Genomic DNA, 22,632 nt, shown 5'->3' on the forward strand with positions numbered 1-22,632 from the left:
GCTTGGGCACTACCAACCAGCCCATATGGTCGTCCCCTGGCTGGTGTCTAATCTCACTCAACCGAGTCTGCTTGGTCGGCTACCTCGGTTGAGGGGATCCTCAGCTGGGGGAGCTGGCCTTTTTGAACGCGTAGCTGGGATGAGCCACGCGTGCAACGTTATTCAGAGCATCTTACCAACATATGGGATCGAGTTTCCCAAAAGCTTTTTGCGGTGATATGGGAACCGTTCTGAATACGGAAGGGAAACACCGTACGATATGTCCAACTCGCGGGGCCCGTCACGTCATATTACACTTGCGCAGGTCCGTGGAGCGATGCGCGGTCTACATGACGCTAATGAACTACCCGCCACGCCTCGTGAAATCACTGAGGCGCTAGACAAGGATACAACGCCCAAGACGGTCCGCAAGCGACTCAAAGAATTACGAACGGAGGGCGAGGTCACAAAACAGGAGTCTGGTCCAGGATATGTCTGGGATCTCGTTCCTGAAGAATTCGATGCAGATGCAGATCTCACCAATCAGATTGCGGGGGTACTGCAATCGGCTGAGTTAGAGGATATCCCAACAGAGCAAGCACGATGGATCGCTGAGTCACTACCCGCATCAGATTTCTCTGACGAAAAGAAGACGGATATAGTCGAGGCAACCGATCCAAGCTTACTGTCAGATGAGGAAATTCAGTCGATTCTTGAGTTAGCGAACCCACAAATCATTTCGGAAAATAAAGTAAAACAAATCATCGAATCAACCGAGATAGATACCGAGATTTTTTCCGATGAAATTGCAGAGGAGATCGCTCGCGAACGTTATGGATATGTACGGTCCTTCTGGGCCCACTCTTATCGACTCGGAATCCGCTTGTTGGCAGGCGCCGGTGTGTCAACTGTTTTTGGGTTCATTATACTCCTCACTGCCTTCCAGCTCGGCCCTTACAATCTGCCGAGCATCGCTGGTGTTTCTCTGCCAGCAGTAGTTATTGAATCTCAATTTGTGGGGGCGATCGCATTCATATTCGGTCTGCTGTTTTTTGGATTGGGCCTCATTTATACAATTACCGGGGTCCTGGGCCTCAGATATTCATCCGTGGACGATCCACGACCTTGGGGCGACTTTGTCATGGGTTCTCTCAGAAAATTCATAGATTAAGTATCCTCTCTATTTTTGGCGATTTCACAGGCACATATCCCCAATATTCTGTTCCACAATCAATATCCTCTCCGTTAGTAGATAGAGTTACTTCCGGCTTTGATCGGATAACAACTCCTTGCACCCCATATCTCTCTGAGGGCGGCCCAAAGCAAGGAGACGCGAACTTACGCGTCTTCTAAAGACCGGCTCTGACGACCCCCTCGAATACGGCCAGGACATCGCTGGTAAGGACGTAGACGCTCGCGAGGTATGCTATTTATCGACAAGGGGACTGTCTCAACTGGGGTGCATGAGCAATCGCTGGTAACTAATCTCCCCCGTGAACTACTCACAGAAGCTCTTCGACGAGATTCTCAATCTGTTGTTCGTATTCTCGTGCCGTTTCCCATTCGTAGAGCTGGTTGTAATACTCGAAGATCTCGAATACCCCGAAGGTCTGCATCCAGCTGTATTGCTTTTTCTCGCGCTCGGGTGAGTAGGTTCGTTTCAAGATGTGTGTTTTGTCGATATATGACCGCGACTCGATCAAGAGTCCATGTTCGATTAGTGCACCACCCTGATCGTGTTCACAGACACCGAGGATGTGGTGGGTGTCATCGGCGATGAGCTTGAATTTGAGAATAGGATGAAGGTTGAGATTGGTATCGGGGAGGAAATCGTCCATCCTGTAGGCGATGGCGTCATCACCCGTATTTCGATTAATGTGTTCCTTGAGCCGGTTAACCCGGTCGACGTCACCCTCGGCGAAACTTCCCAAAATAAAAAATCGGTTATCCGCTTCCGCGGCAATATCTACCCAGTCGGCCCGAAAATGATTGAGTCCCTCGTACTCCTCCGGCGTTAACGCCCGATAGTGATGCCGTTTTGCTCGGGCCTTGAGGTCGCTCTCCGAGGAGCTGTCCGGCATTACCAATTTGTTCTCGCGCGCAAGTAAAACCTTTTCGACCGTAACGGTTTAGACCAATGTGGTCATCGCCGAAGCATTTATAGCTTCGGCGATTATACGCTAGCGTGAAGGCAAACAATACAACCAAAACCGACCGATACCGGTCGGATAACCCATCCCTGGCCGGTATTTCGTTACTCCCATCTTCCATCAAGGACGGGAGTACGACAATCCAGCGGTAGCTACAGCAGGTGCCCAAGCGACTGTAGCTGTCAATCCTAACAATGGCTCACAATACGACGCATCGGAATCAACACGATACGACCGATGCTATCGACAGTACGATTGATAACCATCGACAGCGCCTAAACGTTGTTACGCAAGAGACCCGGTTCGTCCTAATTCAGAACATCCTCTCTCATCCGCAGCAGCTTCCCACGCTCAAAGAACTTGACTACGTAAATCCAAGCAAAAGCAAGAGCACCATCCGCGAACATCTTGAGGTGTTGATTGAGCACGGGATCGTGGAGGAACGCACTCTTTCAAAGGACAAACGCAAGCGCGACCTCCCATGGCGCTTCTACGGCCTCACCGACGTCGGTCGTGACTTGTTGGAAGAAATAGGACTGCTTGGCGCTGAGGGCACGTTGCAGGATATGTACGTGATGCTGGAAACAACGGATGAAATTGAGAAGTATGTGCAAGCCCCTCGTCCAGGGGATGAGGGTGAAGACAATGAACTGATTGGAAGCGATGCGCTTGCCGCCTACATTCAAGACAAGAAGGCAAGCGCACACAGTGTTGCTGATCAGGTCTCTGTTGCTACTGCATTGTATGAGAACAGGATCGGGCCTGAGCATGAGGGGTTGACTCGAAACGAAATAGCGGAACGGCTAGCATTCGAGTACTCGTCGCGAACCGTGCTAAACCATCTTGTTGATATTGACCTCCTCGAAAAGTTCCAGCCACCCGGTCCGTCAACGTACGTCATCAGCGAACGAAGAGATCAGATCATTAACGGTGAGGTAGAGGAGACGGTTGAAGAAGAAATCGAGCGTCTCATCGACCATATGGTGACCCATATGGATGATCGGATTGTGCCGATGGATGATGGACAGCCAGGGGACCGGGTAGTTCTTGCAGATGGTGTTGGTCGAACAATTCGATCAATCCTATCCGAAGAATTTGATATCTCTTCAGAGAGAGTTGAGTCCTATCTCCGGGAAGAAGATCGACTGGAAAAGCTGAATCAAGCTGTCGACGCGATTGAAAAGAGTGAGGACATAGACAAAGGGGATGACTATGGACGAATTATCTTCCGAAACCCTGCCTACCGCTACCGACTCACCGAGTTTGGGATGTCATTAGCCGAGGATGGTGTGAGTTCGGGGGATTAGCGAGCCCTTCTGTAGCAAGATCCGCTTTCTTTCCGGCTTCGATATGTGAATAGTGGTCGTAGGCCATCTCCTCCGGGTTGTCGGGGAGATCTGGGCCAACCGTTTGAATGCGCTCCTCGACGGCATCCCAGTCGAGACGGACGGCAATGTCTGTCCGCGCTCGACCCGGCCCTGTCGTCCGATACGGGTACTCGCAGAGGAAGTCGTGATTCGGATACACCGACCGGAGGTACCGCATCGCGGTCTCTGTCATCTCGGGGTGATCGTTCGCGAACACAGTCATCAGCTGAAAACGCCCTCGAGGGCGTTCCGCATCGCGCGGCGCCGGAGCTCGCGGCGCCGTTCCTCGTCGAGGTAGTTCTCCTGGACGACCGCAGCGCTGGCGCTTCCCTGGTCGCCGGCGATCTCCTCCAGGAGGTCGAGGACCTCAGCCTGCGCGCTCGAGTACGCCTGGTACCAGTAGCGCCGCCCCATCTTCGGAACGGGTAGATCGCCGTCGACGGTGACATCGGCGCGGTCGGCGAGCGCTCGGAACCGGTTCCGCACGGTGTCGACGGCGATGTGGCCGGTCTCGCTGCGCGAGCTGGGGAAGACGTACCCGTTCCAGTCGTCGACGGCGAGGTCGTCCAGACGCGTGGCGAGCTCCTCGAGGCCGACGAGTAGCGCGACCGTCCCGGGGCCGTTCTTCCGGCCCTCGTCGAACTCGAGGTGGGGGTCATCCTCGTCGAGGACGAGCTGTCGGGCGTGGAGCGCGGCGACCTCGTTCGGGCGCAGTCCCCAGCCGGCGAGCGCCACGATCAAGAGGGCCTCCTCGCGAGACTCCGTGCACGCGTATAATGCACGCACATCGGCGGCTTCCAGCGCTTTAGGGTCACGGCTCTCTCGCGTCCAGCCGAAGGTGTTCGCGACGGCATCGACGGGGTTGAACTCGACGCGTCCACGGTCCTGCATCGCCTCGTACCACCGCGATAGGGTGTCTCGGTACCGGATGAGCGTCGAGTCGGACAACTCCTCGTCCAGGACGTCGAAGGTCCCGAGGACCCGGTCGACCTCCTCGTGCTGTTCGCGAGCGCCGGCGGCTCCAGCGAGGAGATCGGCGCGGCCGTGGACATCGGCGTAGGTCTTGATCACGGTCGACAGTGCTGTCCGGTTGGCGTCGACGCTCGACGAGTCGAGCTTTCGGCGCTGCTCGAGGTCCCCAAGATAGTCTTCGACGGCCTCGCGGGTGTCTGCAGTGGCATCTTCGAGGGGCGAACCCTGGTGGTGACGCTGACGTGAAACGCCGCAGACGCGGGTGAGGAACTCGGAGACAGTCATATCGTGATGTTCCCTGAGCGCGTAGTCGAGGCCACGATAGCGTCTCGTGATGGTCGTCGCATCGACCTCGAATGGGTCGATTTCGTCCTCGCGAAGTTCCGCCGCGAGTTCGTCGAGATAGAGGTCGCGCAGTTCGTCCAGTGAGTGTTTGCTCCAGTGGCGGGTCTCAGGCATCGTAGACGGATTCCTCCGGGTGTGACCGATTCTAAGGTGGTCGATTTCGATACTTTTTGTCTTCTTGCCAGCAACTTGAGTGTTTGTGTTAGTCTGGAATCTGTGTTTGGACTCTGGGAATTACGGAAATATCGCCGATTCACCGCAATATCCTTGTAAACCACATGCCGCGATATGGAACTCCGTCTCCCCCATGTGGTCTACAGTAGGTCCAGATTCACTTGGTAGGTCAGGAGCTAAATGCCGACGACGATTGAGGGCTCAATGGGACACAAAATCATCTTGAGCGACTCTTGGACAGCCAAGAGGATCACACCTTTTAGCCAAACTGTTTAGCCTAATAGTTTAGTATAACTATATAGTCAAACAGAATAACTAAACAGTATAACCGCAGCACTCAGCCGGGTAGTTGGCAAAATAGGGCAGCACTATAGTATAACTGATTGGTTAAGACGTATAACCTAACGCTTTGACCAAACTTTATAACGAAACAGTTTGACTAAAATGCTATGCTCACATATACGGTGTACTCGGAGGCAGGTGGGGTTGGTAAGACCACCTTCGCCGCGAATTTAGCGGTTGCTGACGCCAACCACGGACGCGACGTCCTTGTGGTTGATCTAGATCCACAGGAGGGATCCCTATCTTACCTGATGGACGTCGCAGACGATCGGGGTGATCCGGAAGCCGACCACCTACCACGACATCTAATCGACCGTCCACGGGGTGACTTTGAGGGGCTCATCAAACAGTCAGAAGGCGTCGATATTGTGCCAGGCCACAACCAACTCGAGAACCTCAGCACGCTTCTCAATCGCCGGCAGCGGGAAGCCGAAGACTTTGGAGAGCGGTTCAACCCGAACAAGCAACTGCTCCGGGTCCTTCGCGAGAACGATGTCCAGGAAAAATATGATACCGTGATCGTCGATCCGCCAGCGACCGCCGACCACAAGCTCTACAACGCCATTCACGCGACGAGGAACCTGCTCATCCCCTTCGAACCGAGCGGGAAGGGGCAACAGTCCGTCGAAGGTCTCGAAGACCTTGTGATCGGCCTTGAGGAGAATTTATCTATCAATGTAGGGGTGCTCGCTGTGGTACCAAACGAGTTCAAGAACACGAACGACCAGCAAGAGATGCTCGAGGAAATTCAACAACAGGGCTTCGACGTCCCTGTCGTGATCGGGGAGCGGAAGTCATTGTTCGAGGGATGTTGGCGACAACAGTGTTCCGCCTACCGATATCTCGAGGAGCACCGCGATCGGGAACGCGACTACGAACTAGAAACACTCGAACAGATCGATCAGCTCGCAAAGCATCTTCGCTCCACTGTGGAGGGAACATGACAATGAAGTCAGGAACGGGGGACGACCCCTTTGCGGAAGACGAAACCGAAGAGCCCGACGACCAGAGTGTCGATCGGCGCGACGATCAGGACGACGTCGAGAGAAGTCTGGGTGATGTTGAGGAGACGACTGATTCCCGAACGTCGATACCGTATAAATTCCGCCGCGATACGGTGAAAGAGGAACGTGGTCAGATTCAATTTTTCCTCAGAGATTTTGTACTCGAGATGGAGGACGATTTCGTCGACGATCTCGAGACCGAGTTAGGAGAGGATGTCTACGTGACCGATGCCCGGGAGGCAGCGATCATATTCGCCATGCGGAACCCCGATGAAGTGGCGGAAATCATGCGTGAGTGGGGATACGATTTCGAGTAGCGAACTGGTACCTGATAGCAGCTCTGCAGCAATTGTAATGGTCATGTGGAACATCCGTAGGATGTTCCACACGTCGTTTATAAGCAGTCGGAGTTACCACCGTATCGATTCAGCTTTAATTTTCAGATCGTTCACCGACCCAAAGGGTCGGTGAATGGAGAAATGATTGTGAGTTGTCGAGGGATAGAGAGAGGACTGCTGTGACCGAGTCAGAATATAAGTAAGACTCCCTATATACTTAAACTATAAGTAGTTCAATCCATATTATAGCGCATGCGTCGGAATATGAATGATAAAACTGAGTCCGGAATCTCTATTTCCGTATCTATACCGGCTAAGAACACGGAATTATACGGAAGCAGAGTTACCGATGACATTCTGCTGTTTTTGTCTCGGAACCGATTTGAAGAATTCACACAGCGCGAGGTGGCTCGCCATCTCGACGAAGCCTCTGAAACCACCGTTCGTCGAGTCATAGCAACGTTGGCAGAGAACGAGCTTGTCACGGTAGAAGACGCGGGGAATAAGAAGTTAGTCCAAATCAACCGACAGCGTCTTTCCGTTTCTGATGACCCATTTCTCCAAATCCCCCAAGAGGAGTTCCAATGGCCAGTCAAAGTGGCCACACACGAGATAGAGGAGAGGTTGGATGGTGTTTCGGGGGTCGTCCTCTACGGGAGTGTTGCCAGGGGTGAAGCAGATCGACGCAGCGATATAGACCTCTGGGTGCTCGTGGACGAGGAACGAGCCGAACAGCAGCGGATGGCCAGTTACATCGAGGACGATCTAGAAGATAGAGAGTTTGACGGAGAGCGATATGATTTCCACATTGCGGTCGAATCGATTGAGTCCCTCCCAGCGTTCACAGAAGACATCAGTCGCATCGTTAGATCCGGAATTCCCACCTCTAAAACTGAGAATTTCGAAACGCTGAGGAATCTGTTCGTTCACGGGGATCATAATGAGTGATCCTAGTTACGTGACTGCCCCTCTTGCCCGAGCCGAAGACGCTTTCGAGTACATTGGAAAGGGCAAACCAACGTTCGAAGATGGGATAGACCAGGACGAAGAGTGGACGACACAGCTCACAAAGGCTTGTAAGTACCTTGAGGCGTGCCGAACACTTCGGAGCCAAAACGGATTCAACGGGGCAGTGATCGAGCTCAGTTTTAGCGCGATCGAGCGCTCACTCGAAGGCTATCTTCTTCAAGATACTAAAGACAGCATTGCTGATTATCTTGATCACGAGTTCGTCTACGAACGAGCGGGTGCCAGAGGCCTCTTCACCCGGGATACGGCACAGAAACTGAAGGAGTTGTACGGAACCAACCGGACAGAGCACTACTACGGGAAGCTAGCCCCGACCCAGGAGAAGGCGGACGCCATGTTCGAACTTGCTGAAGGTGTCCATCAGCACGTCACTGACCAGATCAACAATAGTGGCGTGTGTCTCTGTGATTGATTAAGCGTCCTTGTTGATGTGACGATTTCTGCCCCTCATAGTGGAAGACATTGATTGTGGCATTTTTTAGACCCCATTCCTACCAGGCACCTCAAAGATTTGAGAGATGCCTGCGTGCTGAATGCAGCGCGCGAATTCAGCAACTGGAACAAGCAAAATCCCCCTCAAAATCTGTTATGGAGGAGATTTCTTACTGGACCTAGGGCGATCCGGCGAGTGGTTCCCTGATACACCATGCACAAATATTAATGAAAACCAAGTGGTAATCAGACTGGAACACATTATATTTCCATATGGCGAAAAATTCCTCTCCCGAATTACTTGAAGAGGCAATCAACTCCTTTGGAGACCTCTTCTACGTATTCACCCCCGAGGGTGCGTTTGTCGAGTGGAACACTCAATTCACAAACGTCACCGGATACTCCGATGAGGAAATATCGGAATTGAATGTAACCGCTCTCGTCCCGGAATCTGAGCGCGAACGGTTGAATGAAGCACTCGATACGGTTTCCCGAGACTCAACAACGGTGACAATTTCTACAGAACTCGAAACCAAGACGAAGGATCGTATCCCGTACGAATTCCAATTAGCCAAACTCGATAATTCGGACCGGAACGACAACGCAGTGGCAAGCATTGGTCGGGAAATCACTGATTCTGACCGAGAAGCGGTAAGTCAGTTGATGTCGTACCAATCGCAGGGACTCTCCGTCCCCATTGTTGAAATTTGGGACGGGATTTTGCTATCGACAGTTATTGGGAAGCTGAGCTCAGCTGAGGCAGAAATGTTCACAGATGCCCTGTTGGACCAAATTGCCGAAAAAGGGGCTTCAATTGCCATCATCGATATTACTGGTGCTGATTCGGTCGATACGCAGACCGCCCAACACCTCATCGACACGATTCATGCTGTCAAGCTGATGGGCGGCCAAACCATCATCACTGGGCTCAATCCAAACATCTCTCAAACGCTCGTAAAACTCGGAATCGCGTTCGACGTGGAGACCCGCTCATCGCTTCAGGACGGTCTCAAAACGGCACTCAAACTCCAGGAGGTAGCTTTCGACTGATGTTGCAAAACAGTGCCAATGTGGTTCGGATTTACGACATCCTGTTAGGAACCTTTCCCAACAATCCCAGGGACCAAGCCATCGACGAGTTACAGGAGGCATTACTGGAGGAGATGGAAAAATCGCGGCCAGAGGGAGTCATATTGGACATATCCGGCGTTGAGTTAATGGACTCGTTTTTCGCTCGCCATATTTCCGAGACGGCGCAGTTAGTCGAGCTCATGGGGGGAAAAACGGTCATTGCAGGAATGCGACCTGAAGTTGCGATCACAGCTGCTGAACTTGGTTACGGACTCACTGAGGTCGAAACGGCCCGTTCAACTGACCAAGCACTAGAAATATTAGGTGTTAGTTGGGACTCAGAATGAATGAACACTCTGGGCGTATCGAGATCGGTTCGGAGGATGATATCCTCAGGGCCCGTCATGCTGCCCGAAAAGTGGCAGAGGATATTGGCCTTGGAATGACCGATACCACTCGGATCGTGACGGCCGTTTCCGAACTCGCTAGGAATATCTATCTGTATGCAGGGGAGGGAACGATGGAATGGGAGCCGATTCCCGAACGGAATCGAAATGGACTCACATTCGTGTTCAGGGACGATGGACCGGGGATAGCCGACCCCAACGGAGCCCTCAAAGGTGAACACTCCACGTCGAACGGGATGGGTCGTGGCTTGTCCGGCACACAGACGCTGATGGACGACATGGAAATTGAAACCGAAGTCGGTGAGGGTACCATCATAACAATCAGAAAGTGGGGACAATGAAACCAGGATCTACCCCCGATAACGAGCCAACCACGGTTGAGGACCACGAAATACCGAAACAAATTCCAGTCTCGATTGGAGCAGCAACAAGACCCATATCGGAGGGTGAACCAAACGGTGATTCGTATATTTGCATTACTTGGAACGACACGACACTGGTCGGCGTCATGGACGGTCTCGGGCATGGGCTTCCCGCCAATCAGGCGTCAACCGCTGCACGTGATTACGTCGAGTCTCATGTAGAGTGCTCACTGGAGTCGATCTTTCGCGGGACAGACAGCGCTTGCAGTGGGACTCGTGGGGTCGTTATGGCGCTTGCCAAGTTTGATTGGTCGGCTGAAACGATTAGCTTTGCCCACGTTGGAAATATCAATGTGAAAGTCGCCGGACCCGAGTGGACCGGATTCATCGTCCGTCGCGGTGTCATCGGGGGAAACTATCCGGGGGCTAAAGTTGTCACTCGGGACTGGGACCTCTCTCATACATTCGTCTTGTACTCGGACGGGGTTTCTACAGGTTGGGAGTGGCAGGACATCCGTGAAGGGGAACAGGAAACGGCCAGTACGATAGCAAACCGCTTGCTCAACGAGTATGGCAAATCCGACGATGATGCCACGGTTCTCGTCGTCACAAACCAATGACTGACCCAAACAAATCAAGCCCACCGGAGGCACCTGAACATGAGAAGACTGGGCGTAATCCCACATCGGACGAGCCTCCAACCCATCGGCTCTATGAGGTGATTGAAGATGGCGAGTTATCGTTGGAAGAAAAACAACGTCGGGTACTCGAACTGGTAAAAGAGTATCTTGGCGTCACAAATGGGTACATCCAAAGCCATTCAACCGATAGTACAACGGATGAAATACTGGTCAGTGTCGGAGACGATCCTAACTTATTCCCTGAAGGGGAAACATACGATCGTGACACTACCTATTGTCGGCGAACTGTGGACGAGAGGGCGCCTATAGCACTTTCAAACGTACCCGAGCAAGGTTGGGAGAACGACCCTGCCTATGTGGAACATGAGGTTGCATGTTATCTCGGAACTACCCTATTCAACCGGGGGAGTGTATACGGAACCATCTGTTTCGTTCAGCGAGAGCCACGAGATGCCGAGTTTTCTCCTGAGGAAACAATGCTTGTTGAACTGGCCGCCCGTCTTTTGGGTCGAAAAATCGAAGACACTCAACACAAAAAGGTGATAGCTGAGAAAAAAGCCCTCCAAACGGAACTGGAGAAAACGACAAAAGGAACGCTCCAGCTCGCGTCGGAACTAGAGCAACGTTATCAACGGCTCTTCGAAGGTGCCGTCGAAGGGATCTATAAGACCACCGAGGGACTTGGTAAGTATCGCTTGGCGAATGCAGCGTTCGCAGACCTGCTTGGATACGAAAGTGGTGATGCATTATGCGAAGCAATTGAGAGTATCAAAGAGGACGTGTTTGTAAATCCAACCAGATATGAAGAATATTCTGAAACCCTCCAAAAAGACAGAGAGATTGACCAGTTCGAGTATCAGATTCGAACCGCAGATGGCGAGAGACGGTGGGTTTCGGACAGTGTGAGAGTTATTACAGACGAGAAGGGTGCAATAAAAGGATACAGGGGCGGAGTCGTTGACATTACCGAGGACAAACAGCAAGAACGTGCCCTGAAACGGCAGACCAATCTTAGTATTGTCTTAAACCGGGTGCTTCGACACAATTTGCGAAATAAACTCTCTGTCATCAGGGGGTATACCCAGATGATGGCCGACCAACTGGGCGATGATCCCAGTGGGCTGAAGGCACTGAATGCGATCGACGACCTCATCGCTTTGAGTGAAAAGGCCCGTGACCTTGACGAAATAATTTCTAACGATGCTGAACCCCGGCCAGCCGATATCCCGGACCTCATTGAGGGGGTCGTCACGCAGATGCGACGGGAGAATCCATCGGCGACTATCTCAATTGACAGAAAATGGGATGAAGAGATTACGGCCGAAGTGCGTCCGAGCTTCGAACGTGCCATCCGGGAACTCGTTGAAAATGCTGTCAAGCACAGCGGTGATGAACCGAGAGTCGAGGTAACAATCGAACCGGATCCCGACGATGTCCAAATCCACATCACCGACAATGGAGACGGACTCGGTGAACAGGAGGTAAAGGTCCTTCAATCCGGGTCGGAAACGCCATTACTGCACGGTAGTGGACTGGGGCTGTGGCTGACACACTGGATCGTGACAAGCCAGGGTGGGTACATCAATGCCACCGCATCAAAAGAGGGATCGACGCTCTCGGTTTCAGTTCCTAGAACCCAGTCAGATGGGGATCAGAACCAATTGGCCGAAATGGTTAGAGCCCGTGATCGGTACAAATCTGTCTTCAAAGAAGCCGGCGATGGTATGACGATCACTGATGATGAAGGACGAATTCTGGCTGTGAATAACGAGGCAGCTCGAATCTTTAGAGTGCCCCAACAGGAGCTGATCGGCCGGTCGATACAGGAATTCCTTCCAGCCGATTTCGACTTCGAAGATGAATGGGGTGAAATCACTGCGTCCGACACCAAACGTGGAGAACTCCCGATCGCCAGTGCTGAAGGTGGCGTGAGATGTGTCGAGTATACGACAAAAGCCGATGTCGTCCCCGGTCAGCACCTCATCGTCAGTCGAGATGTCACTGAGCGTAACGAACGTGAACGGGAACTTAAGCGGATGCGAGACTATTTTGAAGAGGCCGAACGACTCGGGGGCCTTGGGGCCTGGGAAGTAGATGGTGAGGGAAACCTCAGGTGGACAGCGGGGACGCGAAACATCCACGAGGTAGATGAAGATTTCGAGCCAACGCTTTCGGCCGCAATCGAATTTTATCACAACGACGACCGGCAACAAATAGAGGAAGCCGTCAACGACGCACGAACGGCTGGAAAACCGTTTGACATTGAAGCACGAATTATCACAGCCACAGGCGATATCCGATGGGTCCGAGCGAGTGGCGGGCCGATTGACAGCGAGATGGTTCGTGGCTACATTCAAGACATCACCGAGCAGAAGGAGCGCGAACGGCAGGTGGTTGAGATGAAGGAACGATACCAATCGTTGTTGAAGTCGTCCCCGGACCCGGTAATTGTCGCAGATGGCGAGTCGGGCGAAATCATCGAAGTGAGTGACGCTGCCGAAGCATTGTTCAAGAGGTCAAGTGACGAATTCAACGGTATGTATCAGTCTGACCTCCATCCACCGGACCAAGCCGAGGCTTACCGGGAACTGTTCGAGGAACACATCCAAAGTGGTGGAACCAAGCGGCGACTTCCCGATGGATCGCCCATCGATATCGTCACCGCCGATGGGGAACATATCCCGGTCGAAATCAGCAGTGGTACGGTCGAACTTTCCGATGGTCCAGTCACGTACGGTATCTTTCGGGATATCTCCGATCAAGTCGAACGGGAACGTCAGATCGAACAAGAGCGAGCGAAATTCCGGGGAGTCTTCGAGGATTCCCTCGACGCGATGGTCATCGCCGGCGATGATGGCCGCTATATCGATGTGAACGAGAGGGCGATCGACTTGTTCGGGGTCCCTGAGGAGGAACTGCTTGGACAGTCGATTGCCGACTTTGCCCCAGAGGACTTCGACTTCGCCAAGGCATGGCAGGAATTTCAGGAATCGGAAAAAGAACGCGGAACATTCCCCCTCATCCGAGCCGATGGTGACGAGCGAATCGTGGAGTACGCTGCAACACGGGATATCGTCCCTGGCAAAAACCTACCAATATTGAGAGATATCACCGAGCGCGAGGAGCGCGAACGGGAGTTGGTGGAAAAGACCCGACAACTTGAAGCAATCGTCCAAAACACCGAAGAAGCGATCTACATCAAAGATACAGCGGGGTACTATCAGTTCATCAACGATAGTGGTGCGGACGTGTTCGATATGTCGGTTGAGGAGATTATCGGCAAACATGACGAAGACCTCTTCGAGGCTGAAAGCGCAGCCGACATTCGTTCCGAGGACGAGAAGGTGATGGAATCCGGCGAGGCAGTACGGAAGGAGACGGTGCGGTACATTGAGGGCGAGAAACACGTCTTTCTCGATGCGAAATATCCGTACCGTGACGAGGATGGTGAGGTTATCGGATTGATCGGGATCAGTCCGGATATTACCGATCGCACAGAGCAGATAAGGGAACTCCGGTGACACATTTAGCGCCTCGACGAATTTGTCAGCGTGGTCTCCCATGACCTCCGAAACCCACTGAACGTTGCCCAAGGTCGGCTAGAACTCGTCCAAGAGCAAAATAACCACGAACATCTCGACGCCGCAGCGGATGGGGTCGAACGCAGTCTTGAATTAATCGAGGATTTGTTAGCTCTCGCCAGAGGATGTCAAGAGGTTGGTAAGATGGAACCTGTGGAGGTGACTGAAATCGTCCAAACCTGTTGGGAGTCAGTTGAAACAGCCGATGCAACCGTTGTTGCCGATCTTGAGTCAACAATACAGGCTGATCGAAGCCGGCTTCGCCAACTTCAGGAGAATTTGTTCCGCAATGCGATTGAAAATGGGGGCAGAGATGTGACTGTTCTCATTGGTTCACTGCCCGACGGGTTTTATGTGGAGGATGATGGCCCTGGAATCCCGGAGAAGGTGCGGGAAAATGTCATTGAGTCAGGCCACTCGGAAAGCCCCGAGAGAACTGGATTCGGATTATACATCGTCCAGCAGATTGTGGAGGCCCACGGTTGGGACCTACGTAATTCCGAATGTTCCGAAGGTGGAGCCCGATTCGAATTTACGGGCGTTGAGTTCGCTGCTGAATAGATGGTCTATATTCAGCAAGGCAGTTTAGCCAATATCAGTTTCCAAATTAATTTCTAATGAGACGGAAAGTCTAACTATTAATGTCCCCCCTATAGGAAGCGGATCTGATAGACCCATCGAGGCAGTCTGGTGCCTTCTCCCCTCACCCATTTCCAAAATTGCAATCCAATCAGTTATTAGCCACCGGCCCGTAGGATTAACCGCACTACCAGGCGCGGCGAGGATTGCTGTGGTTTTCTCGCCGCCAACCTCACCTACCATAGCGGCAGGTCTGTGGGCTAGTTTTTGTATCATGGTGGCAAGGATGGTCCAATTCAGTCCCAAAATTCCTTCTGTGAATACCCCAACACTCCCTCCATCATAGTGGCAAGCTGTAGTACTAGTTTTGGCAATGATATCGGTAAAATATGAGCCGATTACAGTGCCAAAATCCCCCGGTAATTATTTATTTATCACCGTCACTCAATCATTCACTCACGCACCTCGACGCCTGCTTGCGGTTTTTATCTCTGAGCGCGTGCAAAACTTTTAAGTGAAACTATCGCCTCTATACTAATAGGGTCTGAGACGACCCTCGCCGCGCCTGGTAGTGCGGGTCCGGCATACCAAATCTACGCCCGTGAACGCGGAGCAACGCTCCGCTGGAGCCACGGCCGTACGCTGCCGGAAACGGCACCTGCTAGAGCGATGGCGCTGGTTTCTGCCGGCGACCTAAGCTCTCTGCACAGCCGCTGCTCCACCACGGTCGGCCCGCTGTTCGAGGGTATATTCCGAACGTGATCATCATGTCACGCGAAAACACACCGGCCGACCAAGGTGAACAGTCAGTCAACTACGCAGTCGTCGAGTCCGCCATCCAGGACGCGCAGGACCACCTCGCAGATGCAGAGGAGGGAATCGACAACGCGTTCAACGACGACCTCGCCGACATTCGGCGGCGACTGAAGCAAATCGAGAACGCCGTAGACGAGAGTCAGGATGACGAGGAGTCACAGGCGCTCGGCATCGTGCCCGCACAGTTGGACTACATCCAGCGGGCCGTCGAAATTCTGCAAGAACAGACCGGTCACGACGTCCTGGACGACGTCGAGCGCAGCCTGGAAGCGGTGGAAGAGCACACCGAACGTTCCACCATCGAGAAGACCCGGTGGTTCGCAGAAGTCGATGGGAGCCCCGAGGTCTTCTCCGAAAAGGAGGTCCAAGCCCATCGGCTGAAGAAGGTGGGGGACATCAGCGGACAGAGCGAGAACTATACGCTCTACGCCGTCCCCACCCCGACGGCCTCTCCTGAAGACAAGATCGCCGAGTTCCCCGCAGATGACAACCGGGCAGACCTCGTCGATGTTGGACCTTACTTCCTCACCGAGAAGGCGGAAGGAGGGGTCGTGTAGTGGCGAACCGCTCTACCTGGGGCGTGTCCCCTGACGAGCTCAGCCGGGACTTTCTCGATGGGCTCGAAGCTCTCCAGGCCGCCGTCGAAGAACGCGTCCCTCCTGTGGACGAGGACGTTCGCCCCGTCACAAGGCACCGGGGGAACATCGTCGTGCAGCTCGGTGAGTGGCCCACTGGGAAATACGAACGTGTGGGCGTGGAGTACGTCCCATCCCAGGTGACTGTGTTCGTACAAATCCCGCCCCAGTTCCCAACTGGCGGTGGAAAGGGATTCATCACGTCACCTCCTCTCGAACGTGCGGACCGGACCGGCCTCAACAACAACCCCTGGAACGACCAGCTGGCATCAGCCGTAGAGCGCGAGGTCGGTGATGGCGAGGTCAAGGCATACAGCCACAACTGGACGAACACGTCCATGAACCAGCCCGAGGACATGGCGAAGTTCCTCGACGTCGCCGAAGAGTTCTTGAGTCGTGGGTGAACGGATGAATTCGACATCACTCATAGGGTCATCTGTTCACGAGAGCGACTACAGGGCCACCATTGACGACCATGAGCACCTGTTGGCGATGGATGCTGGGACGGCAGAGGAACTGGAACGTATTCTTTCCCCCGAGACTGGCCCGTTCCAAGAGTGGGGTGAGCGCGGCGCGATTTGCGTCATTGCACCTTCATCAGGGGCAAATCGGACCACATACCTCGTTCGTGACGTCATCCAGCCCAGTGCTGATGATCTCCGACTCGAGGAGACGACGTTTGGACACGAGCTGATATTTGAGCCGGTGTACAAGCGAAGAGCACGACGCGAGGCGCTTGACAAACGCGGAACTGCCGGCCTCCTCTACGTCCATTCACATCCTGAGCGGGCAGAAGGAAAGTTCTCACCTGGCGATCTGGAGCACGATACAGCTCAGCTCTACCAGGAAGCGAAGCGGTTGGAAGACCCAGATGCACCCTTACTGGTGGCCGTGACCCATGATGGGGACGACCCATGGCAGGTGTGGCGGTATACCTACAGGAGAGCTCGAACGAAGGCCCAGCGTCGAAGCGACAAGTTCGGACCCGAATCCGTCCAACGAATTGCCATCACTGCAATCCGTGTGGTGGGCGAGACCTTGGAAAAACGCCCAACAGCAGATGGCGAGCGAGTGCGTGGACCACCATCCCACCACGGGAGGTTGAGTGAGGAGCTGCAGGACTCAACGATTCGGCTCTGGGGACGATCGGGACAGAGGTTGTTTGCCGGTCTGCGTGTCGGGATCGTTGGGTGTGGCGGGGGAGGATCAATTCTCGCAGAAACGTTGGCACGGCTTGGGGTGGGCGAACTCGTACTGATCGACTTCGATCGCGTCGAACCGGGGAACGCGAACCGTCATCTCGGGGCCACACCGGCAGACATTGAGAACCGCCGTGACAAGGTCGAAGTTTGTAAGCGGATCGCAGAGACGGCCGCGACTGCCCCCGATTTCGAGGCGCGTGCAGTCGTAGGCAGTGTTTTCGAGAATCAGTGGGGCGACTATGATGCCCTCGAAGACCTCCTCGACTGTGACGTGGTGATGAACGCGGCAGATCCAGACACCGCACGAGCAGTCGTAAGCCGGCTCTCGTACGCGCATATCATCCCGGCCATCGACGCTGGATCCACGTTACCATCTGAAAATGGAGAACTGACGTGGAAAGCGAGAGCAACTGTCGCTGTTTCGGGACCGGGGCATCCCTGCCTGAAGTGTAGTGGTCAGTGGAGTGATGGAGGGTTCGAGAATCACCGGACCCCCGAGGGGTACGAGGAACAAGGCTACTACGACGATGAAGAGCAGCAGGCGAACGATGATGAAGAGGTCAGACAACCCAGTTCGATGCCGACGAACTTGATCGCCATGGGACTCGCCTCACAGCGGTTCATTGGCCTCATCCAGGGTATCACACCCGACCTCAACGTTGGAAAGTTGAACTTCCGGCTTGCCTCGTGGGGCACCGATTGGAAAGAACTGGGCGATAACAGGCTCCAGGAATGTCTAGACAGCTGTCGTCGTCCAGAAACGGGCATAGGCGATGGCGCAGACCTCAAGCGAGGGGAAGACTTCCACCTCCGCGAGGAGCGCAGAAGCGCCAGTACCGACACTGAAAATATCGGCTAAAACTGATTCCGCCTTTTCTTGGTCAGTAGAGCAATATGTTTCGGCCTGGTGAGTCTGTCACCGAGTAGGCCGAAAATGGCTCGTGGCTATGTCTGAAAACCAATCGATGACGGTAGTGAGGACGGTGTGTTTGGGAGTTTGAGATTTGACTTCATGCCCGCCGCTCAATGATCTGTTCTAACACAGTGAGACCCCACTTCAAAACACCACCTACAAAGAGATTCGCAAACCCCATCCCCGCCAGAATATATCCAAGATAACCAGCAGTACTGGGGGTCAAAATTGCTAGATCGAGATGTGCAATATCAGCTGTCAGCGACATCATCAACAGCATGAAACCTGTCAACGCCAGCAAGCCACCGATTCGCAATACGGTAGTGCCGATGTCTCGACCTCCCTCAGATATACGAGCTGCCCAGTAGATATCAGGGTTGACCGGACGCTTTCGCTCTCCTTCAGGGAGATACCAAGCGAGGTTGCCGTTTTCAGGATCTCCGATGCGTTTTTTGCTCACCCTGTTTTTGTCTTCCAATCTCGGCAGGTACGTCTCACGGACGCTGTCCTCGCCCCTATCAACGGTGGGCGAATCGCTAATTTCTGTTGTGCCGACGAACCCAGCGTCGCTTCGTCGTATCACATTGAGAATCTCCTCCTCGATACGCGATTCCTCACGGTCGAGCGAAATGTGATCTTGGATGCTCATGATACCCGACTAGCGAGAGTACCGATGATTGTAGCCACGAGAGCCACTGCCAACACAATACCCAAGAGGATCATCAACACCCCAAAGGCGTTCAGATTATTGCTCACAGTGGGTTCCAACGAAGACCCCATGACAATTAGGATGAACCCAGCCGTCACGAGGGCGACGACACCCTCTACAGCTTCCCAGGCGTCGCTCATTTTGACTTCCTCCAGGGTATGTTACGCGAGTGAATCTCCTCTGCCTCTTTTCGAGAAGGGTGAATGGCGGACATCACGGTTCACACAATGATGAGAAGAAACAAAAAGCCCTGAGACCTTTCATATCTGCTCCGTCAGAGTCCGAGACTACGGATTGGTACTTTTCACGCCGATTCCTCCTCGGTGTGAAGCGAGCTCAGTTCGGCCCAGGCCGAATGCCAGAATGCGTCGGGACGACGGTGTAGTGACAGGTGGGTTTGTTGAAGCCAGTTGATCATCGTTTCGCAAGGGCGAAATGACCGTCAAGCCACCAAGAGCCGATGAGAAATTTCTGTTGTTCCCCTAGTCCAATGGACTAGGGGAACTAGCGGTAATTTATCGGTGGGTCACGGTCACCAAAATGCGGATTACTGGAAGTATTCTAAGTACGAATCCGGATCCAAATCCAAATCGTATTCACCGACCTCCCAGCCATCAGGCGTTTCGAAATCGTCCGCGTGGGAAAGCTCGCTATTCTCCTGCCAGTACTTCATTATCGAGTCAGCGGCACGCTCGAATCCACCCTGAGCTTCGTCCAATTCGTCGTATTTCTCATTATGGATCACTCTCCAGGCGTCGGACTCCCTCTCGAAAACGAAACCAAACCACCCTAGAGGACTTCGTGTACTCATCACAAACGAGATGACTATCTCCGCAGACCCACCCAATTCGAGTACTGACAAGGGCGTCGTGCCCTCGATCGCCTCGGATTGTTCTGGAAGATCTTCGACTTCGGAGACTGTCAAAGGCCGTCCTGGGAGCGAAGACAGCATTAGGAGTGACTCCGAGCCCCATCCTCAAGAGCGATAGGGTACAGAGAACCATCTACTTCATCACCTCGTCGAGGTAGCGGTCACGACGATCCGAGTACAAAATCAGGAAAAGGTCCATTAGAATATTAGAAAGTTCTAAGGGTGTGGTAGTAGTAGTAGAACATGAACGAGTAGGCCTGGAGGCAATGATCCCTCTTTGAAGGGGTATGAGGCTCCACCGCCTGCTCGAAGTTGCTAACAACGACGAGAGATGTCTTTGGCCCTAACTTCGCCCTTTAAACCGACTCTCGTGAATCGCATTTACGGCCGTTACACACTCACCAGTCCCCAGATTTCTTCGCCATGAGTACGCCGCGAGGTCAGCAATCTGTATCCCAGGGGTTTGAGCACTGTCCCGTATCTGCAAGGTGATTGGCGCGGGAAGATCCTCTTGGAGAAGATCAATTCCTCGCTCGATTTTCTGGCGTGCCTGCTCCCAGGTATTCGCGTCCAGGACGACGACACACTCGTCGATAGACCCATCATCGAGCGAGTTCGGTTGTACAAAGGGGCTTAGAATCGATGCGAGTGCAAGAGTCTGGAGGGAGACCGGCACCTGAAGTTCGCTTCCTAAGATGTCGCCCAGGGCCTCTCCTGCAAGATCCTGATTGATGTCGTGAACACTGAAGCGAACGGAGAGATCCGGTGGCCACGGTGCGCCAGTGCCGTACACGGTGCTGTCATCTAGACTCACTTCTTTCAAACTCGACAGCAGCAGGTTCAGGTGCTCTTCGCCCAGTTTTGAGCCCTTCAGCTCATCCCCAGGAGATAGACCAATTGATTCAAGCAGCGACCGAAGACGACTCACCGTTGGTTTGAGAACACGTCTGAGACTACTTTCATGCGAAAGTGTCCACGCGCCAGCGAGAGAATATATCGAGTCGCGGCCAGGGACCCCACTCTCATCGACGAAGACGTAGAGGGTGTTTTTAGATCCCATCGAGTTGCCGAGATGTACAGAGGGGGTGCATAAAGAGTGTCCGACCCGGGTCTATCAACCCTTTCCAAGATAATTGACGACACCCCCCGTGAGAAACGCCCAAACCCTTCCCAAAGGCTGAAAAACAGAACTCAGGAAACAAGGGGTGGTACAGAACTCAGGAAACAAGGGGTGGTACAGAACTCAGGAAACAAGGGGTGTAACCTTTCCATCTTCTTTAAGTGGGAGTTCACGACACCCCGTGTGTAACTTCCCACCCTCCGCAAAAAGGAGTTCGCGACACCCCCTCTGTATCCGGGTGCCCATATTTCTGCAAGAGAGTTGCGGACACCCCCTCTGTATCCGGGCTGTATATTCCTTCACGGGAGTTGCGGACACCCCCCGTGTGTCAGAGGCAGAACCCACCCAATAGAATCCGAAATATATGACTTTCAGACCTCAATGCACCAATTTCCGATTCTGCGATATCTCAATCACCACCCTAATTAACCATCTATCTGAGTTGCGGACACCCCCTGTATGAGGAGCACTGAACCTTTCCAGAGGAGTTGCGGACACCCCCTGTATGAGGAGCACTGAACCTTTCCAGAATAATTGACGACACCCCCCGTGTGGGGGGACAATAAATGTGAATTGAGAAACCGCCTGAAACTCTGTTAAGATGCTCAAAACGACCTTTCCAGGTATTCGGGATCGTGCCATGTCTAACGTTTTGACTTTCCATAGTAGTTCGCGACACCCCCGTTGGTCGGGAGATAACCCTTTCCAGAATGGCGGTTAACACACTCCCCTATTTCCGATGTTACCTCATTGGATAGGGCTTCTACAGACGGATATCGGCCTTTTGGATATTGGGATCGAGCATCGGAAACGGAGGTGTGTTGGATAGTGCACAATGGGATACAGAGGATATCGGGGTCCAGTGAATAGAAAGACACCTCCTGCCTCTCTCACGATAGCCTCAGGGTTTACCCACATATTCTGATCTGAGCTTTCCTCCTTCGCGGTAGTACCGATACAAGTAGGGACCATGGAGTTCGCCATCCGCGCAGTGGCAGGTTTCATCTCCGCACTTCCTCCCCTGCTTGACGATCGTTCCTTTCCCACTCGACTCTTGGTCAACAATCTCGCTGTCATCAGGGAGGTCGTCGTCGCCAATTTTTCGGTCACGATACTCGAGGAGTGCTGTGATATATTCACGAACGTCCTGGAGCGTTGCATCGTCCTGCTTTGGAAGTCCCTCGGCTAGATAATTCGGTAGAGTAGACGGTGGTTTTGGTTCAGCCATGGGCAGACCTTGTGTAACAAACTACGGGACGGTATCTGTTAAATGTTACACAAGGCGCTCGATCACCTCAAGATATCCGCATCACCAGCGAGCGAAGGTGGATGAAAGGAGAGGACGTTTCTCACTTGATGTCGCAGGAGTCGACTTGGAGTCTTGTGTAACAATCACGGTACAGAAACCTCCCACATTACACAAGGTGTGTGATCGACCCTCCACCGTTTCCGGAGCTTTTCTGGGAGTGCAAAATCAGGAGACCCTCACCCCACTGTTTCCGGAGCTTTTCCTAGAAGAAGGTAGGAGGGATCTGGAAATCACCGTTTACCGCTACAATAATGATAGCTAGATTAAAATTAAATGTGTTGTCT

22 protein-coding genes and 1 pseudogene are annotated in these 22,632 nt (G+C 53.2%); 16 read left to right on the forward strand and 7 right to left on the reverse strand.

The features are described 5' to 3' along the window. Nucleotides 1-259 precede the first annotated feature (259 nt). A complete protein-coding gene (locus HSRCO_RS14410) occupies nt 260-1,150 on the forward strand; it encodes a hypothetical protein (protein ID WP_259519847.1) in 891 nt (296 codons plus the stop codon). A gap of 331 nt (nt 1,151-1,481) precedes the next feature. Here the strand turns inward: HSRCO_RS14410 and HSRCO_RS14415 are convergent, their stop codons facing one another. Then, nucleotides 1,482-2,060, reverse strand: coding sequence for a hypothetical protein (locus HSRCO_RS14415; protein ID WP_259519848.1), 579 nt, complete (start codon nt 2,058-2,060; stop codon nt 1,482-1,484). A gap of 263 nt (nt 2,061-2,323) precedes the next feature. Between HSRCO_RS14415 and HSRCO_RS14420 the strand changes: the two genes are divergently transcribed. Then, a complete protein-coding gene (locus tag HSRCO_RS14420; protein ID WP_259519849.1) occupies nt 2,324-3,436 on the forward strand; it encodes a winged helix-turn-helix domain-containing protein in 1,113 nt (370 codons plus the stop codon). Nucleotides 3,437-3,718: 282 nt separating this feature from the next. Here HSRCO_RS14420 and HSRCO_RS14425 read toward each other — a convergent pair whose 3' ends face one another. Beyond that, complete coding sequence (locus HSRCO_RS14425; RefSeq protein ID WP_259519850.1) at nt 3,719-4,927, reverse strand: hypothetical protein; 1,209 nt, start codon at nt 4,925-4,927, stop codon at nt 3,719-3,721. Between the two features lie 509 nt (nt 4,928-5,436). Between HSRCO_RS14425 and HSRCO_RS14430 the strand changes: the two genes are divergently transcribed. The 14 genes and pseudogenes from HSRCO_RS14430 (at nt 5,437) to HSRCO_RS14495 (ending at nt 18,285) form a co-directional block, all read left to right on the forward strand. Continuing rightward, nucleotides 5,437-6,273, forward strand: a complete 837-nt coding sequence (locus tag HSRCO_RS14430) for a ParA family protein (RefSeq protein ID WP_259519820.1) — start codon at nt 5,437-5,439, stop codon at nt 6,271-6,273. A 2-nt stretch (nt 6,274-6,275) separates the two neighbouring features. Beyond that, a complete protein-coding gene (locus tag HSRCO_RS14435; protein WP_259519821.1) occupies nt 6,276-6,650 on the forward strand; it encodes a hypothetical protein in 375 nt (124 codons plus the stop codon). Between the two features lie 285 nt (nt 6,651-6,935). Next, nucleotides 6,936-7,619 carry a nucleotidyltransferase domain-containing protein gene (locus HSRCO_RS14440; RefSeq protein WP_259519822.1) on the forward strand — a complete coding sequence of 228 codons (684 nt, stop codon included), beginning with the start codon at nt 6,936-6,938 and terminating at the stop codon, nt 7,617-7,619. Next, a complete protein-coding gene (locus HSRCO_RS14445) occupies nt 7,612-8,112 on the forward strand; it encodes a DNA-binding protein (RefSeq protein ID WP_259519823.1) in 501 nt (166 codons plus the stop codon). The genes HSRCO_RS14440 and HSRCO_RS14445 overlap by 8 nt, the downstream gene beginning before the upstream one ends. A 293-nt stretch (nt 8,113-8,405) precedes the next feature. Next, nucleotides 8,406-9,182 carry a PAS domain S-box protein gene (locus tag HSRCO_RS14450; protein ID WP_259519824.1) on the forward strand — a complete coding sequence of 259 codons (777 nt, stop codon included), beginning with the start codon at nt 8,406-8,408 and terminating at the stop codon, nt 9,180-9,182. After that, the gene (locus tag HSRCO_RS14455) at nt 9,182-9,550 is read left to right on the forward strand and encodes an STAS domain-containing protein (protein ID WP_259519825.1); all 369 of its coding nucleotides are present in this window, start codon (nt 9,182-9,184) and stop codon (nt 9,548-9,550) included. Before HSRCO_RS14450 ends, HSRCO_RS14455 begins: the two co-directional genes overlap by 1 nt. Continuing rightward, a complete protein-coding gene (locus HSRCO_RS14460) occupies nt 9,547-9,951 on the forward strand; it encodes an anti-sigma regulatory factor (RefSeq protein ID WP_259519826.1) in 405 nt (134 codons plus the stop codon). The genes HSRCO_RS14455 and HSRCO_RS14460 overlap by 4 nt, the downstream gene beginning before the upstream one ends. After that, nucleotides 9,948-10,592, forward strand: a complete 645-nt coding sequence (locus HSRCO_RS14465; RefSeq protein WP_259519827.1) for a SpoIIE family protein phosphatase — start codon at nt 9,948-9,950, stop codon at nt 10,590-10,592. Before HSRCO_RS14460 ends, HSRCO_RS14465 begins: the two co-directional genes overlap by 4 nt. Continuing rightward, nucleotides 10,589-14,134: a PAS domain S-box protein gene (locus HSRCO_RS14470; RefSeq protein WP_259519828.1), complete on the forward strand. Its 3,546-nt coding sequence runs from the start codon at nt 10,589-10,591 to the stop codon at nt 14,132-14,134. The genes HSRCO_RS14465 and HSRCO_RS14470 overlap by 4 nt, the downstream gene beginning before the upstream one ends. Nucleotides 14,135-14,158: 24 nt before the next feature. After that, nucleotides 14,159-14,305, forward strand: a pseudogene (locus HSRCO_RS14475) (histidine kinase dimerization/phospho-acceptor domain-containing protein); the annotation flags it as partial. A 33-nt stretch (nt 14,306-14,338) separates the two neighbouring features. After that, nucleotides 14,339-14,755 (forward strand): HAMP domain-containing sensor histidine kinase, encoded by a 417-nt coding sequence (locus HSRCO_RS14480; protein ID WP_259519851.1) that lies wholly within the window; start codon nt 14,339-14,341, stop codon nt 14,753-14,755. 785 nt (nt 14,756-15,540) lie between these two features. After that, a complete protein-coding gene (locus HSRCO_RS14485; protein ID WP_259519829.1) occupies nt 15,541-16,146 on the forward strand; it encodes a hypothetical protein in 606 nt (201 codons plus the stop codon). Beyond that, complete coding sequence (locus HSRCO_RS14490) at nt 16,146-16,628, forward strand: hypothetical protein (RefSeq protein ID WP_259519830.1); 483 nt, start codon at nt 16,146-16,148, stop codon at nt 16,626-16,628. Before HSRCO_RS14485 ends, HSRCO_RS14490 begins: the two co-directional genes overlap by 1 nt. 4 nt (nt 16,629-16,632) lie before the next feature. Beyond that, the gene (locus HSRCO_RS14495; RefSeq protein ID WP_259519831.1) at nt 16,633-18,285 is read left to right on the forward strand and encodes a ThiF family adenylyltransferase; all 1,653 of its coding nucleotides are present in this window, start codon (nt 16,633-16,635) and stop codon (nt 18,283-18,285) included. A 151-nt stretch (nt 18,286-18,436) separates the two neighbouring features. On the opposite strand, the gene HSRCO_RS14500 is transcribed toward HSRCO_RS14495, so the two are convergent. The 5 genes from HSRCO_RS14500 to HSRCO_RS14520 all read right to left on the reverse strand — a co-directional run bounded on the left by HSRCO_RS14500 (nt 18,437) and on the right by HSRCO_RS14520 (nt 22,267). Then, nucleotides 18,437-18,988, reverse strand: a complete 552-nt coding sequence (locus HSRCO_RS14500) for a hypothetical protein (RefSeq protein WP_259519832.1) — start codon at nt 18,986-18,988, stop codon at nt 18,437-18,439. Further along, nucleotides 18,985-19,188, reverse strand: coding sequence for a hypothetical protein (locus HSRCO_RS14505; protein ID WP_259519833.1), 204 nt, complete (start codon nt 19,186-19,188; stop codon nt 18,985-18,987). Before HSRCO_RS14505 ends, HSRCO_RS14500 begins: the two co-directional genes overlap by 4 nt. A 407-nt stretch (nt 19,189-19,595) precedes the next feature. After that, on the reverse strand, nt 19,596-19,973 hold the full coding sequence (locus tag HSRCO_RS14510; protein ID WP_259519834.1) for a hypothetical protein: 378 nt from the start codon (nt 19,971-19,973) through the stop codon (nt 19,596-19,598). 289 nt (nt 19,974-20,262) lie between these two features. Further along, nucleotides 20,263-20,979: a DUF3800 domain-containing protein gene (locus tag HSRCO_RS14515; RefSeq protein WP_259519835.1), complete on the reverse strand. Its 717-nt coding sequence runs from the start codon at nt 20,977-20,979 to the stop codon at nt 20,263-20,265. A 961-nt stretch (nt 20,980-21,940) separates the two neighbouring features. Then, nucleotides 21,941-22,267, reverse strand: a complete 327-nt coding sequence (locus HSRCO_RS14520) for a DUF6788 family protein (protein ID WP_259519836.1) — start codon at nt 22,265-22,267, stop codon at nt 21,941-21,943. Between the last annotated feature and the right edge of the window lie 365 nt (nt 22,268-22,632).

Origin of the sequence: Halanaeroarchaeum sp. HSR-CO (assembly GCF_024972755.1) — an archaeon.
GTDB lineage: Archaea > Halobacteriota > Halobacteria > Halobacteriales > Halobacteriaceae > Halanaeroarchaeum.

What these genes read in the sequence shown, in the direction of transcription:
- HSRCO_RS14485 (WP_259519829.1), top strand. Translation starts at nt 15,541, where the DNA reads ATGTCACGCGAAAACACACCGGCCGACCAAGGTGAACAGTCAGTCAAC.
- HSRCO_RS14465 (WP_259519827.1), top strand. Translation starts at nt 9,948, where the DNA reads ATGAAACCAGGATCTACCCCCGATAACGAGCCAACCACGGTTGAGGAC.
- HSRCO_RS14415 (WP_259519848.1), bottom strand. Translation starts at nt 2,060, where the DNA reads ATGCCGGACAGCTCCTCGGAGAGCGACCTCAAGGCCCGAGCAAAACGG.
- HSRCO_RS14470 (WP_259519828.1), top strand. Translation starts at nt 10,589, where the DNA reads ATGACTGACCCAAACAAATCAAGCCCACCGGAGGCACCTGAACATGAG.
- HSRCO_RS14435 (WP_259519821.1), top strand. Translation starts at nt 6,276, where the DNA reads ATGAAGTCAGGAACGGGGGACGACCCCTTTGCGGAAGACGAAACCGAA.
- HSRCO_RS14430 (WP_259519820.1), top strand. Translation starts at nt 5,437, where the DNA reads ATGCTCACATATACGGTGTACTCGGAGGCAGGTGGGGTTGGTAAGACC.
- HSRCO_RS14450 (WP_259519824.1), top strand. Translation starts at nt 8,406, where the DNA reads ATGGCGAAAAATTCCTCTCCCGAATTACTTGAAGAGGCAATCAACTCC.
- HSRCO_RS14460 (WP_259519826.1), top strand. Translation starts at nt 9,547, where the DNA reads ATGAATGAACACTCTGGGCGTATCGAGATCGGTTCGGAGGATGATATC.
- HSRCO_RS14515 (WP_259519835.1), bottom strand. Translation starts at nt 20,979, where the DNA reads ATGGGATCTAAAAACACCCTCTACGTCTTCGTCGATGAGAGTGGGGTC.
- HSRCO_RS14420 (WP_259519849.1), top strand. Translation starts at nt 2,324, where the DNA reads ATGGCTCACAATACGACGCATCGGAATCAACACGATACGACCGATGCT.
- HSRCO_RS14455 (WP_259519825.1), top strand. Translation starts at nt 9,182, where the DNA reads ATGTTGCAAAACAGTGCCAATGTGGTTCGGATTTACGACATCCTGTTA.
- HSRCO_RS14440 (WP_259519822.1), top strand. Translation starts at nt 6,936, where the DNA reads ATGAATGATAAAACTGAGTCCGGAATCTCTATTTCCGTATCTATACCG.
- HSRCO_RS14520 (WP_259519836.1), bottom strand. Translation starts at nt 22,267, where the DNA reads ATGGCTGAACCAAAACCACCGTCTACTCTACCGAATTATCTAGCCGAG.
- HSRCO_RS14505 (WP_259519833.1), bottom strand. Translation starts at nt 19,188, where the DNA reads ATGAGCGACGCCTGGGAAGCTGTAGAGGGTGTCGTCGCCCTCGTGACG.
- HSRCO_RS14445 (WP_259519823.1), top strand. Translation starts at nt 7,612, where the DNA reads ATGAGTGATCCTAGTTACGTGACTGCCCCTCTTGCCCGAGCCGAAGAC.
- HSRCO_RS14410 (WP_259519847.1), top strand. Translation starts at nt 260, where the DNA reads ATGTCCAACTCGCGGGGCCCGTCACGTCATATTACACTTGCGCAGGTC.
- HSRCO_RS14500 (WP_259519832.1), bottom strand. Translation starts at nt 18,988, where the DNA reads ATGAGCATCCAAGATCACATTTCGCTCGACCGTGAGGAATCGCGTATC.
- HSRCO_RS14480 (WP_259519851.1), top strand. Translation starts at nt 14,339, where the DNA reads ATGGAACCTGTGGAGGTGACTGAAATCGTCCAAACCTGTTGGGAGTCA.
- HSRCO_RS14495 (WP_259519831.1), top strand. Translation starts at nt 16,633, where the DNA reads ATGAATTCGACATCACTCATAGGGTCATCTGTTCACGAGAGCGACTAC.
- HSRCO_RS14425 (WP_259519850.1), bottom strand. Translation starts at nt 4,927, where the DNA reads ATGCCTGAGACCCGCCACTGGAGCAAACACTCACTGGACGAACTGCGC.